Origin of the sequence: Pseudoalteromonas sp. APC 3893, assembly GCF_030408095.1 — a bacterium.
In the GTDB taxonomy this organism is placed as follows: domain Bacteria; phylum Pseudomonadota; class Gammaproteobacteria; order Enterobacterales; family Alteromonadaceae; genus Pseudoalteromonas.
In genome coordinates this window covers 1-12,852 of sequence record NZ_JASDCD010000007.1, presented here as the reverse complement: position 1 = coordinate 12,852, position 12,852 = coordinate 1, and the positions used below count along the sequence as shown (strand labels likewise).

13 protein-coding genes and 1 riboswitch are annotated in these 12,852 nt (G+C 39.9%); of the genes, 2 read left to right on the top strand and 11 right to left on the bottom strand.

Annotated features, from left to right (window positions below; genetic code table 11):
• Nucleotides 1-6: 6 nt before the first annotated feature.
• Nucleotides 7-159, bottom strand: a riboswitch (cobalamin riboswitch).
• Nucleotides 160-441: 282 nt separating this feature from the next.
• The 5 genes from QMA12_RS10505 to rplU form a co-directional block, all read right to left on the bottom strand.
• Entirely contained in the window at nucleotides 442-819 is a 378-nt protein-coding gene (locus QMA12_RS10505; protein WP_087531063.1) for a DUF3718 domain-containing protein, read from the bottom strand.
• 79 nt (nucleotides 820-898) lie between these two features.
• Nucleotides 899-1,390, bottom strand: a complete 492-nt coding sequence (folA, locus tag QMA12_RS10500) for a type 3 dihydrofolate reductase (RefSeq protein WP_176372482.1) — start codon at nucleotides 1,388-1,390, stop codon at nucleotides 899-901.
• Between the two features lie 72 nt (nucleotides 1,391-1,462).
• A complete protein-coding gene (cgtA, locus tag QMA12_RS10495; RefSeq protein ID WP_290210150.1) occupies nucleotides 1,463-2,617 on the bottom strand; it encodes an Obg family GTPase CgtA in 1,155 nt (384 codons plus the stop codon).
• Nucleotides 2,618-2,770: 153 nt separating this feature from the next.
• A complete protein-coding gene (gene rpmA, locus QMA12_RS10490; RefSeq protein ID WP_087531066.1) occupies nucleotides 2,771-3,028 on the bottom strand; it encodes a 50S ribosomal protein L27 in 258 nt (85 codons plus the stop codon).
• 16 nt (nucleotides 3,029-3,044) lie between these two features.
• Entirely contained in the window at nucleotides 3,045-3,356 is a 312-nt protein-coding gene (gene rplU / locus QMA12_RS10485) for a 50S ribosomal protein L21 (RefSeq protein WP_004587921.1), read from the bottom strand.
• Nucleotides 3,357-3,765: 409 nt separating this feature from the next.
• On the opposite strand from rplU, the gene ispB reads away from it, so the two are divergent.
• Nucleotides 3,766-4,737, top strand: a complete 972-nt coding sequence (gene ispB, locus QMA12_RS10480; RefSeq protein ID WP_290210149.1) for an octaprenyl diphosphate synthase — start codon at nucleotides 3,766-3,768, stop codon at nucleotides 4,735-4,737.
• Nucleotides 4,738-4,833: 96 nt separating this feature from the next.
• Here ispB and mdh read toward each other — a convergent pair whose 3' ends face one another.
• Complete coding sequence (mdh, locus tag QMA12_RS10475) at nucleotides 4,834-5,769, bottom strand: malate dehydrogenase (protein WP_290210148.1); 936 nt, start codon at nucleotides 5,767-5,769, stop codon at nucleotides 4,834-4,836.
• 250 nt (nucleotides 5,770-6,019) lie between these two features.
• On the opposite strand from mdh, the gene argR reads away from it, so the two are divergent.
• Nucleotides 6,020-6,487: a transcriptional regulator ArgR gene (gene argR, locus QMA12_RS10470; protein ID WP_006794541.1), complete on the top strand. Its 468-nt coding sequence runs from the start codon at nucleotides 6,020-6,022 to the stop codon at nucleotides 6,485-6,487.
• Here argR and QMA12_RS10465 read toward each other — a convergent pair.
• The 5 genes from QMA12_RS10465 to QMA12_RS10445 all read right to left on the bottom strand — a co-directional run bounded on the left by QMA12_RS10465 (nucleotide 6,484) and on the right by QMA12_RS10445 (nucleotide 12,672).
• Nucleotides 6,484-7,383 (bottom strand): Dyp-type peroxidase, encoded by a 900-nt coding sequence (locus QMA12_RS10465; RefSeq protein ID WP_290210147.1) that lies wholly within the window; start codon nucleotides 7,381-7,383, stop codon nucleotides 6,484-6,486. The genes argR and QMA12_RS10465 overlap by 4 nt on opposite strands.
• Before the next feature lie 35 nt (nucleotides 7,384-7,418).
• The gene (locus QMA12_RS10460; RefSeq protein WP_290210146.1) at nucleotides 7,419-8,465 is read right to left on the bottom strand and encodes an ABC transporter ATP-binding protein; all 1,047 of its coding nucleotides are present in this window, start codon (nucleotides 8,463-8,465) and stop codon (nucleotides 7,419-7,421) included.
• 12 nt (nucleotides 8,466-8,477) lie between these two features.
• Complete coding sequence (locus tag QMA12_RS10455) at nucleotides 8,478-10,109, bottom strand: iron ABC transporter permease (RefSeq protein ID WP_290210145.1); 1,632 nt, start codon at nucleotides 10,107-10,109, stop codon at nucleotides 8,478-8,480.
• Complete coding sequence (locus tag QMA12_RS10450; RefSeq protein ID WP_290210144.1) at nucleotides 10,109-11,113, bottom strand: Fe(3+) ABC transporter substrate-binding protein; 1,005 nt, start codon at nucleotides 11,111-11,113, stop codon at nucleotides 10,109-10,111. The genes QMA12_RS10455 and QMA12_RS10450 overlap by 1 nt, the downstream gene beginning before the upstream one ends.
• An 869-nt stretch (nucleotides 11,114-11,982) precedes the next feature.
• Entirely contained in the window at nucleotides 11,983-12,672 is a 690-nt protein-coding gene (locus QMA12_RS10445) for a DTW domain-containing protein (RefSeq protein WP_290210143.1), read from the bottom strand.
• Between the last annotated feature and the right edge of the window lie 180 nt (nucleotides 12,673-12,852).

The following is a 12,852-nucleotide window of genomic DNA, read 5'->3' as shown; positions in this document are numbered from 1 at the left end:
CAAGTAATAGTAAGTTTGTTTCAAGGCCGGTCTCCGGACTCTGCACTTAAAGCACATTACCGTTGCGGGGGCAGTGTTGGGATTATGCTCATCATGAACATGCACCAACTTCCCGATTATCCTGCTACAAATTTCAATACCTTGAAACCTATACTGATGTATTTAGCAAGCACCTTGAAAATAGGTCGTTATTGTGATTATTTTAAGGATAAATGTCAATGGACGGCTATACATCTAAAGTTAGATTAGCGAGTTGGTTATTACTTATAAAAGGTGCGAGTTGGCGAGTTGGTTATTACTTATAAAAGGTGCGAGTTGGCGAAAAATAGTAGCGTGACTTACTTTAAAGCAACTACATTCGAACTCATTCTTATTTTTTAATACTAAAAAACAAAAACCGCAACAAGTGCGGTTTTTTATGATTTATTTTAGCTTTTTAACTTATAAACCAGCACGATCTTTAATTACTGGAATAAGTGCAGAACCGCCATGGCCATTTGATTCAGCCCAGGCTATATCGGCACCATCTGATAATGAGCTTTTAGATAGATTTTTAACTACATATTCACCCGCATCAACTGCATTACTAGCAATTGCATGGCGTAATAAATTGTTACCGTTACATAAAACTGCATCATAAATATTACGAATTTTTACACGAGAGCTTTTTAGCTTACTGCGAAGACGGTTTTTATCGTCTGCCGCGATATACTCACAAATTGACACAGCTAATTGATCATCAGCTTTAACCGGGGCGCTAAAAGCCACCGAACCAGAAATAACAGCAGTAACAACTAGTAATGTTGATAATTTAACCATTGGACACCCTTGAGTAATACTTTTTACCTACGTTTATTGGTTATTATTGTACCAATCTATAAGTTTAAGCGCAATAATGTTACTCAACTTTATCCAAGGTTACGAATTTATACTGATGTAAATTCTTATCATCAGGGTTATTAATTTGCTCTTCAACCACCTGCCAATTAGCAATTTTTTCATAGTCAGGAAACTGAGTATCTCCTGTAACATCAAGATTTATAAAAGTTAAATACAGTGTGCTTGCTTGTGATAAAAACTGCTGATAGATATTTCCACCACCAATAATCATCACTTCTTCACAGTCTTTAACCAGCAATAACGCTTCTTCTGGCGATGTTACTACTTCAACCCCTTGCGCACTGTATTGAGTATTACGACTAATAATAATATTTTTTCTGCCTGGCAATGGACGACCGATCGACTCAAATGTTTTACGACCCATGATCACAGGCTTACTCATAGTTACACTTTTAAAATGTTGTAAATCAGCAGGTAAATGCCAAGGCATTTTATTATCTTGGCCAATAATACGATTGTTCGCCATGGCTGCAATCATTGAAATCTTCACAGTAATCACCTAATACTTTATAACTAAACAAGAAAAAAGGAGCATCAGCTCCTTTTTAAAATCTATACGCTACTAACGTTCGTAGACAACTTCAACATCATAGTCATCTTCGTCCCAGTCTTCCCAATCATCATCATCGCTATTTTTAGTTGCATCTTTATGGTAGGTATCCCACTTAAATTCAACTTCTTCATCTTCGATTGGTACAAACTTCTCTTTAGGCATACTATCAAGTAACGCCATAATATCGTGACAAAGTGCTTGTGTATTTTGTTTATTAACGGCTGAGATACGGTAAATATTTGTTTCTTCACCTAGCTCTTCTGCAATTTGTTCACACAATGCTTGTGCTTCATCTTCTGGAAGTAAGTCAATCTTATTAAACACCAGCCAGCGCGGTTTCTCTGCAAGTTTAGGGCTATATTGATGTAACTCATTAATAATGGCAAACGCATTATTAACAGGACTAGAACCATCAACAGGCATTATGTCGATAATATGCAATAATACACGGCAACGCTCTAGATGTTTTAAGAATCGAATACCTAAGCCTGCGCCATCTGAGGCACCTTCAATTAGACCTGGAATATCAGCAATAACAAATGACTTATTTGCATCTGGACGTACTACACCTAAGTTTGGTATTAGCGTCGTAAACGGGTAATCAGCTACTTTTGGTTTTGCAGCAGATACACTGCGAATAAAGGTTGATTTACCTGCATTTGGCAAGCCAAGTAAGCCCACATCAGCAAGTAGCATTAGCTCAAGCTTAAGCATACGCACTTCACCAGGTGTGCCTAATGTCTTTTGACGTGGCGCACGGTTAGTACTTGATTTAAAACGTGCGTTTCCTAAGCCATGAAAACCACCTTTAGCCACAACTAAACGTTGGCCATCTTGTGTTAAATCACCTAAAGATTCCTGAGTATCAACGTCTGTTACACGCGTTCCTACTGGCACTTTAATATATAGGTCTTCACCTTTTTTACCGGTACAGTTACGACTTTGTCCATTAGTACCACGTTCAGCACGATGGAAGCGCTCAAACTGATAATCGATCAAGGTATTTAAGTTTTCATCTGCTTGTAGATAAACACTGCCACCATCGCCGCCATCGCCGCCATCTGGGCCACCATCTGGGACATACTTTTCACGACGGAAAGACACGATACCACTGCCACCGTCACCAGCTTCTGCGCGAATTTCTACTTCATCTACAAACTTCATGATTACTCACTTTAGGATTGGCTTGTTAATTACTCTATTATATACCCAAGTGGCCTATAGAGCACACTATGTGTAAGAACACTTGGGTATATATTCTCAAGGCTTAAAACAAAAAACCCCGCAAAGGCGGGGTTTTTTAAGAACCGGCTCTGATTACTCAGATACGATGCTTACGTATTTACGGTTTAAAGGACCTTTTTGTTCAAACTGAACTTTACCATCTGCTTTCGCGAAGATAGTGTGGTCTTTACCGATACCTACGTTTGCGCCTGCGTGAAAACGAGTTCCACGTTGACGTACAATGATGCTACCCGCTAGAACTGATTCGCCACCAAAACGCTTAACACCTAGGCGTTTGCTTTCTGAATCGCGACCGTTACGAGTACTACCAGCTGCTTTTTTATGTGCCATTTCTAAGTACCTCTAATTAAGCGCTAATGCCAGTGATTTTAACTTCTGTGAACCATTGACGATGGCCCATTTGCTTACGAGAATGCTTACGGCGTCTAAATTTAACAACCTTAATTTTCTCACCGCGACCATGTGAAACAACCTCAGCTGTTACTTTACCACCGTTTACGAACGGTACACCGATCTCGATTTTCTCACCATCAGCAACTAAAAGTACTGAATCAAATTCAACTGCTGCACCAGTTTCAACGTCTAATTTCTCAAGACGAATTGTTTGACCTTCAGTCACACGGTGCTGTTTACCACCACTTTGGAAAACCGCGTACATAATTAACTCCGTCTGTGCGCCCTCAAATCGACGCAACTAAAATATTCTTCAATAGGGCGCGAAGTTTACGCTAATGCGAAAAAACTAGCAAGCCTGTTTTTTAATTAAATGAATAAAAAATAGCTGCATTGAGAGCAATTCAATATTTTCACCTATTTTATATTAAATCACAGGTATGCCAAGCGCTTTTTAACACAAGGTGACAAATAAATTACAGCCTTTGCAAAGTCATCATCAGAATAAAAAGTAAGCATGTGAATTATCGTTATTTTTAACTTAACCCTTGCAAAACGAGTTAAAAAAGTACTTTAAACCTATTTTTTCAGTGAATTGTCACAAAATATCGAGCAGGCGCGTTTTTTGTTGTACAATCGGCTGCGTATACCCATTAAAATTGGCTCGGAGATCAATGGATATAAAAGCTATCCAGGCGTTAATCGAAAACGATATGAATGACGTCAATCAACTTATACATGCACAAATGCGCTCAGATGTCGCGTTAGTGAATCAACTTGGCTTATATATAGTTAATAGCGGTGGCAAGCGCGTTCGCCCTATGTTAGCTATTTTAGCGGCAAAAGCGCTTGGTTATAAAGGAAATGAACACATTACCTTAGCAACTATCGTGGAGTTTATTCATACCGCAACCTTATTACATGATGATGTTGTTGATGAATCAAACCTGCGACGCGGTACACCCACTGCGAATGCTGAATTTGGTAATGCAGCCAGTGTGCTGGTAGGTGACTTTATTTATACTCGCTCATTTCAGCTCATGGTGGGTATAGGCAAGATGCAAGTCATGCAAATACTGGCAGATGCAACCAATGTCATCGCTGAAGGTGAGGTATTGCAATTAATGAACTGCAATGACCCAGATACCAGCGAAGACAGTTATATGCAGGTCATCTACTCTAAAACAGCAAAGTTGTTTGAAGCAGCTACAGGACTTGCTGCCGTTATAACAGAACAAGACGATACGGTTCTAAAAGCACTCAACCTTTACGGTATGCATTTAGGTACTGCATTTCAATTAGTAGACGATGTACTTGATTACAATGCTGACGCTGAACAGCTTGGCAAAAATATTGGCGATGATCTCGCTGAAGGTAAACCTACCTTGCCACTTATTTATGCAATGCAGCAAGGCAATGCAGAGCAGGTTCAGCTAATCCGTGATGCCATAGAGCACAGCAACGGAATGGATCACTTAGAGGCTATATTAGCAGCGTTACGAGAAACAAACGCATTAGAATTTACTATGAATAAAGCAGATGAAGAAGCCGATAAAGCCATAGCTTGTTTATCTGTGTTAGCTGATTCACCTTATAAAGAAGCGTTAGTTAGCCTAGCCCGTATTGCGGTTGACCGAAACCACTAAAAACACGTATTACAATATATAACACTTCGAGCATAAAAAAAGCCTGCAAAAGCAGGCTTTTTTATTACCGCCAACTACTTGGCAGTAATAACAAGATTATGCGTTGATGAAATCAACACCTTCTTGAATGTCTTTTTTCAGTGTATCTAACATGTCGTTTTTAGCTTGTTGCTCAAACGCACTTAGCTCACCATAAGAAAGAATTTCTTCTACGCCGTTTTTACCTAAACGTACAGGGTGTGCAAAGTATTCTGCATCACCATCTTCAATAGCTACGTAAGCGTAATCTACAACGTCTTCGCCTTGTAAGCCCTTAACTAGAGACATACAAAAACGAGCTGCTGCAGCACCCATTGATAATGTAGCTGAACCGCCACCTGCTTTAGCATTTACGACTTCAGTACCTGCATTTTGGATACGTGGAGTAAGAGCTGCAACTTCTTCATCAGTGAAAGTAACGCCTTCAACTTGAGAAAGTAGCGGTAGAATAGTTGTGCCTGAGTGGCCACCAATTACTGGTACTTTTACAGTTGCAACATCAACACCTTTAAGCTCAGCAACAAATGCTTCTGAACGAATTACGTCAAGCGTTGTAATACCGAAAACACGGTTTGCATCATAAGTACCCGCTTTTTTGAATACTTCCGCAACGATTGGCACAGTGCCGTTTACAGGGTTAGTGATGATACCCACTAATGCTTTAGGGCAGTTAGCAACAATACCTTCAGCTAATGTTTTGATGATTCCAGCATTTACGTTGAATAAATCAGCACGATCCATACCTGGCTTACGTGGCATACCAGCAGGGATAAGTACAATATCACAACCAGTTAGCGCTTGATCTAATGCGTCAGCACCAAAACCTGCAACTTTAACATCTGTTGGGATGTGAGAAAGGTCAACAGCAACACCAGGAACAACTGGCGCAACGTCATATAGTGATAATTCAGAACCAGCTGGTAAACCTGTTTTTAATAATAAAGACAACGCTTGGCCGATACCGCCTGCAGCACCTAATACAGCAACTTTCATGGGAATTCTCCGTAATTTAAGGTAGAAAATATTTGTGGCACTAAGATAAAGAAATTAGCGCCTAAAAACAAATTTATCCTGCTTATTTTGCATATAATTTCGACCATAGTTGTAAATAAACTGTTCTATCGACAAAAGCATACCTCAAACAGCAACTTATTAGCTCTATTCACTAATAAAAACAACTACTGCATAAATATTCATTTTTGTGTAGAATTTAGGACATCAAACAACAAAACAGAAAATTGACATGCAACCACAAGATAAGCAAGAAGCGTTAGTTAAAGCCTTTAAATCACTTTTAAAAGAAGAAAACTTTGGTTCTCAAGGCGAAATTGTTGATGCCTTAAAAGAGCAAGGCTTTGATAATATAAGCCAAAGTAAAGTCTCACGCATGTTAAGTAAGTTTGGTGCAGTACGAACCCGTAACGCAAAACAAGAAATGGTTTACTGCTTGCCTGCAGAAATGGGTGTACCCACAGCAAAAAGCCCGCTACGCCAGCTGGTTATTGATATTATGCATAACGAAATGATGATCATTATTCGTACCAGCCCAGGTGCCGCACAGTTAATTGCTCGCTTGCTCGACTCTTTAGGTAAAGCCGATGGTGTGTTAGGCACCATTGCTGGCGACGATACAATATTTATTGCTCCAGCAAAAATATCTGAAATAGATGTCACACTAGAGCGTGTACGCATCTTATTCGATACCGTTTAAAGTTGTTTTAAAAAGTTAATTGATGGGGCGAAAAAAGCAGAGCCCATATCGGCTTGCGTAAAGTCGAGCCAATGGTCGTAGCAATCGCCCTGCCCTAACCTACTTTTTAATACTGTTTCAAATGCATCGCCTTGCGCTGCACAGCTAATCGATAAAATTCCTTGCTCATAAACATCACCATAAGGCATGCTTTGGCTTAACAATAACGCCTGACCGTGCTCATCTTTGAGCTCAGTACGTACCGCATGGCTCGTATCAACGCTAGGCTCTAATAAGTTATTATCTAACCGAGTACGACCCATTATTTGTTCTTGCTCATTGAGCGATAAATGCTGCCAAACACTTAGGTCATGCTTATAGCGTTGAACATGGATATAACTGCCTTGATCTTCAAAATGCCCAGGGTTATTTACCAACGCCGTAACACGCTTTTGTCGGCCATGGGGAGTATTTTCACCTAAAATAAAGCCATTAAAATCGCGACCATCTAAAAACCGAAAATTACGCACTTGTTCAACTAATTCAACATCAGGAGCGAACAACTGCAGTATTTGTAACGCAAAAAGGTGGTTTACATCTTCCCGATCAGAACGTATTTGTACAAATAAATCAAAAGGTTGAGCTCCCACAACATGATCGTTATGAGTGATATTAGGAAAGCTTTGAAGTTGACTTGGGATAAATTCTGGCAGTATATGCGGCCAGTACTGTGCACCTACAGCAACAAAACTAGATAGCATTGATTCTGAAAATTGATCGGCAAACTCATCCTGAATAGCACTAACTCGCTTTAATTTTTTGCGTAGTGACTCATCATGACCATCAAATACATTAAAAAACAAATGCAAACCGTGTAAGTTTGCTTCAGCACAAATCCCTGATTGCGCTTGCGCCATGGAACATCCTTAACTTAAATTGGACACAGCTTTAATTATTTATCAGTAAAAAAATTTACCGTGTGTGGTTTTATTTTTATTGTAACTAGGTCATTTATATCAAATGACTGCGCTAGTTCAGCGGCAACTTCAATCTCTTGCTCATTCACGACTACTTTATAAACATAGCTTGAACCAATAAAACGACGGCTTAGCACCTTAACTGTTTGCTCACATTGCACCGAGGCCGGCGTTAGAGTTAAATGATGCGGGCGAATATATAGCTGTCCACTATCAGTGCTATGGTGATGCGCAATAAGCGATTCGACCACTCCGTAGCATGTCGAATATTCAGTCGCCGTTAATACATCTGCATTTAAGTATATGCCCTGACCTAGAAACTCTGCAACCACCTTTGAGTTTGGAGCGCTAAAAAGCTGCTCTGGCGTGCCTTGTTGTGCAATTTTCCCTCGATGCATAACAGCCAACGTATCAGAAAACGCAAATGCCTCTTCTTTTGAGTGGGTAACAAACACGGCTGAAACCTGCTGATTTTTAATAATGCGGCGAATATCAGTAATTAATTCAAAACGAACTTGAGTGTCTATATTTGAAAAAGGTTCATCAAGCAACAGTAAGCTTGGCTTATAAGCCAATGCCCTAGCAATAGCAACTCTTTGCTGCTGTCCTCCTGATAACTGATGTGGAAAACGCATGGCACACCCTTGCAACTGCACTAACTCAAGCATTTCGTCAACACGTTGCTGCTTCTGGCTTTTATTCATTTTAGCTAAGCCAAATCCAATGTTATCTGCAACTGTTAAATGCGGGAACAACGCATAATCTTGAAACATCATACCAATATTACGATGCTCAGGTGCTAAAAAAGTATCCTCATCAGAAACCAACTTAGTATCAATGAACACCTTACCTTGATTAGCAGTAACAATACCCGCAATCGCTTTTAAAGTGGTTGTTTTACCACAACCGCTTGGCCCAAGCAGACAAACAATCTCATCTTTTTCAACAGTTAAATTTAAATGTTCGATCACTGCAGTATCATTATATTGATACGATAAATTTTCTAACACTAAACTGCTCATTTAACTTCTCATTTAGTTACGTTGCTCCATTGAGCGATTAACAAAATACAAAGGCACTAAGCCTACCACGACAATAGCAAGCGCAGAGATAGACGCCAGCTCCAATTGCTCATCACTGACATATTGGAACACATGTGTCGCCAGAGTTTCAAAATTGAATGGCCTGAGCAGTAAAGCAGCTGGTAGCTCTTTCATACATTCAATAAACACTAATAAGCCTGCGGTTAAAATTCCACGTCGTAATAAAGGAATATGTACTTTGCGTAACGTTTGCCCATAGCTTTTCCCCATAGATTGGCTTGCCATATCAAGCGATGGACTAATTCGCATAAAACTCGCTTCAACAGCACCGTGCGCGATTGCGTAAAAGCGCACTACATAAGCAAAGATTATGGCAAATAACGTTCCACTAAGCAGCAGCCCTGGTGCAGCCCCAAAAGGCTCTAACCCAGTATTAAGGCGGTCATCAAGTAAGGTTAAAGGAAGTAGTACAGCAATAGCTAAAACAGTGCCAGGTAATGCATAACCCGTACTGGCTAGGCGCCCAGGTACAAGTGAATATTGTTGTGTACTAATTCGCTGATAAAACACCATCAACAAACTTAAAATAATAGTGATCACACACACAATGCCGGCAACTTTAAAACTTTGCCACGCGTACAAAAAGAACGCGCCATTCCACGCTTGACCGGCATACGCAAATGCATAATTGAGTAACACCGCAACAGGTAGTACAAACGCAAAAAATAACACCGCACAACAAAACAAGGTTGCCGACCAAGCAGCCTTCCCCTTTAAGCTGTAAAGGGTTTCACTGTTAAACCCAGATTGGCGCTCAAATACAGCTTGTTTTCGACGGCTAAAACGCTCTAACATCAATGTTAAAAATAGTATTAACAACATAATGCCTGAAATTTTTGCCGCTGCAGTTAATGAGTAATAACCAAGCCAAGTGTCGTACACAGCTGTTGTTAGTGTACTTACTGCAAAATAGTTAACTGTGGCAAAATCTGCCATCGTTTCCATGCTTATTAAGGTAAGCCCAGCCACTATTGCACCACGAGCAAGGGGTAAGCTCACACGGTAAAAGCTTTGCAAAGGAGACAAACCCATACCTTGGCTTGCCTGAACTAATTTAAATGATTGTTCGCGTAATGCGGTTTTAAAAATTAAATAAAGGTATGGGTATAACACCAGTGCAATCATCATGATCGCACCAGGCAAAGTACGAATATCAAAAAACCAGTAATCATCGGGTGATTGCCAACCAAACCAATCCCGCAGTACTATTTGTATAGGGCCTGCGTAATCAAATAGGTCAGTGTAAACATAGGCAATAATGTAAGTCGGCATAGCAAGGGGTAACATTAACGCCCATTCAAACTGCTTTCTACCTGGAAAGCTACAATAGGCTGTAAGCCAAGCTAATGGCAATGCAAGTGCACAACTCACTACGCACACACCCACAATAAGCACTAATGTATTGCGAGTGTAATCCCATAATACGGTATTCCAAAGGTGGCTAAAAACATCAGAGTCGCCTTGCAGCGACTCGAAAAGTAAAAAGCATAATGGGGTTACTAATACAAGGCCAGTAACCCATGCAAAAAACTGCCACCGTGACGGCGAAAAATTAAAACTCATTAAAGATCGAACTTCACCTCATCAATCAACTTAAGCGCTAACGGACGATATTTGCTAATCTCATCAAGTGGTAAACTGTCTTCCTTAAAGCTACCCCATGACTCTACTAAACTTGATAATTCCACACCTGGCTTAACCGGATATTCCATATTAACCGAGGCATACATATTTTGTGCCTTATTGTCGGTCATAAACTCTATTAGTTTCAAGGCATTTTCTGGGTTTTTAGCGTACTTAGTAATAACCACACCCGATACATTAATATGTGAGCCTCTATTATCTTGATTCGGGAAGTTGATATTCACCGCATCGGCCCACGGTTTTTGCGCTGGGTCTTGGATCATTTTGCCAAAATAATAGCTGTTACCTAACGCTAAATCACACAAACCTTCTTTAACAGCCTTAACCTGAGCGCGATCATTGCCTTGTGGTTTACGTGCAAGGTTAGCTTTTACTCCCTCAAGCCACTGTTTCGTTTTAGCTTCACCATGATGCGCTATCATAGATGCTACTAAACCTAAGTTATAAGGATGTTTACCTGAGCGAGTACATAGTTTCCCTTTATATTTAGGATCAGCTAACTCCTCATAGCTTAAATGCGTCAATACGCCGATGCGCTCTTTAGATGAGTATACATTACGCACACGCTTAGTCAGTGCAATCCACTGCCCTTCATCATCACGAAACTTAGCTGGTACATTATTATTAACCGTGTCACTACTAATAGTTTGGGTTAAATCCAGTTCATCTAACTGGACTAGATCACTAAAATTGGACGTTAGCACTAAATCGGCCGGGCTATGCTTACCTTCACGCTTCACTCGCTCAATCAGCCCTTTTTTAGCAAATACTACATTAGTTTTAATACCTGTCTGTTTAGTAAAGTCATCCAAAATCGGCTGAATTAAAAACGATTGACGAAAAGAATATATATTAACGGCATCATCAGCCAGAACAGGAGCTGACACTGTAAACCCAAGTAAAATAGCGAGTGTTTTTCTCATAAGTATTTTCATCTAAATAGTAATTATTATCAGCAAATAATACCTTTTCCCTATAAAAAGTGCACCCACTATCTAAGTTAAAGAGATAAGAGGAAATTACTTGTGAGATATATCTTACGATACTGACAGCTAATGAGTATAAACAACAGGACAAACGTCTCAAAAAACAACCAACCCATTGTTAATAAAGAACTTATCAACATCTAATAAGAGACAGCCTAATTTTAAGTGTAATTAGATGCCTATTTTGTTTGCTTAAACGCTCTATACTTACTTCATCGGTTAAGCAAACAGGCTTTAATGAGTAAACGGACAAGGAATGATTACTCAGCAACCTCGGATTAAGGTTACGTTAGGAAAATAAGGACTCACGGACAGGCTCAGGATGGGTAACACAAAGGATAGTACACACACGGACAGCGTCAAGATGATGCGAAATGGATGAACAACAGGGCTCGAAAGAGAGTTGTTATACAGGAAGTTACAAAGCGGACGAATGGACAGGCCTTAAAGGCAACACAATGGAACTGCTTAATAAAAGGATAGCATCAGGACGGTGCGTAACGGATGGGTAATAGATTTTACCAACATGGAAGAACGGATACTACTTGGATACAGGCCCGGACAGCCTAAATTACGCAGAACGAATAAGTAAAAGCGTAATAACATGGATTAGTAAAAATTAGGAGTTGATTAAGTTCAATTGCAGGATGCAGAAAATTAGAAGATTCCGCAAGCGCGACTAGAGATAGTACGCGCTTTTCTTTTGCCTGAAGTTCAACTATCAAAAAAAACAATATTTTATTTACAAAACATTTTAATAAATATTTATATCTTATTGTAATACATGCAACGTATAACTTTACTCGCTATAGTGGCCGACCTTTATTTCGTTTACCTAATAAATATGCATCGCGAAACTTCATAAAATGCTGTTCAAGTTTATGGGATGCATCAAACTCACCCGCTAATGCTAACACCATGATTGCGACTTCAGCAGTGCCAAGTTGATGTGCATGAGGTGCAACCCGTAAACGGTAATCCGACAGTTTTTCAGCTGTAATCGATAATACCGGTAAGTTATCAAGATATGGACTCTTACGAATCATTTTTTTGGCCTCACGCCATGTGCCATCCAAAAAGATGAATAATGCTCGCTTACTCGGTTGCAGTTTAACCTCAGTTATTACTCGATCAGTATCTTCAACATCTGTGGCAGGAAAAATCACCATAGGCTGATATCGACAATCATTTAACAAGGCTAAAAGTTCACGGTCAGGGTCTGTTCTGTCCCAACGAAAGGCATAATTATCAGGCACTATTTCAGCGATTAAACGCCCCGTATTAGAAGGTTTAAAGCTTTCATTATGATACATAAGCATACAGACAGCTGCATTACACTGAGCCTGCTCAACGCCTTCACAAATACAATAATGCTTTGCAATCAAACACTGTTCACAACGGTCCATTTTACCGCCACGAGCATTAAACTCACGTCGAGATTCGCTAATTTGCTGCGCTCGTAAGGTCAAGACAGCATTGTTTGAAGTGTTAGTCACAGTGATTAGATACCTAAAAATTGCTCGGCGCAGTGTACGTAAAGTAAAGAGAAATCAGCTATCAGCTATCAGCTATCAGCTATCAGCTATCAGCTATCAGCTATCAGCTATCAGCTATCAGCTATCAGCTATCAGCTATCAGCTATCAGCTATCAGCTATCAGCTATCAGCTATCAGCTA

Excerpts from the sequence above, each read along its gene's own strand:
- QMA12_RS10505 (WP_087531063.1), bottom strand. The coding sequence starts at position 819 with ATGGTTAAATTATCAACATTACTAGTTGTTACTGCTGTTATTTCTGGT.
- cgtA (WP_290210150.1), bottom strand. The coding sequence starts at position 2,617 with ATGAAGTTTGTAGATGAAGTAGAAATTCGCGCAGAAGCTGGTGACGGT.
- rpmA (WP_087531066.1), bottom strand. The coding sequence starts at position 3,028 with ATGGCACATAAAAAAGCAGCTGGTAGTACTCGTAACGGTCGCGATTCA.
- rplU (WP_004587921.1), bottom strand. The coding sequence starts at position 3,356 with ATGTACGCGGTTTTCCAAAGTGGTGGTAAACAGCACCGTGTGACTGAA.
- ispB (WP_290210149.1), top strand. The coding sequence starts at position 3,766 with ATGGATATAAAAGCTATCCAGGCGTTAATCGAAAACGATATGAATGAC.
- mdh (WP_290210148.1), bottom strand. The coding sequence starts at position 5,769 with ATGAAAGTTGCTGTATTAGGTGCTGCAGGCGGTATCGGCCAAGCGTTG.
- argR (WP_006794541.1), top strand. The coding sequence starts at position 6,020 with ATGCAACCACAAGATAAGCAAGAAGCGTTAGTTAAAGCCTTTAAATCA.
- QMA12_RS10465 (WP_290210147.1), bottom strand. The coding sequence starts at position 7,383 with ATGGCGCAAGCGCAATCAGGGATTTGTGCTGAAGCAAACTTACACGGT.
- QMA12_RS10460 (WP_290210146.1), bottom strand. The coding sequence starts at position 8,465 with ATGAGCAGTTTAGTGTTAGAAAATTTATCGTATCAATATAATGATACT.
- QMA12_RS10455 (WP_290210145.1), bottom strand. The coding sequence starts at position 10,109 with ATGAGTTTTAATTTTTCGCCGTCACGGTGGCAGTTTTTTGCATGGGTT.
- QMA12_RS10450 (WP_290210144.1), bottom strand. The coding sequence starts at position 11,113 with ATGAGAAAAACACTCGCTATTTTACTTGGGTTTACAGTGTCAGCTCCT.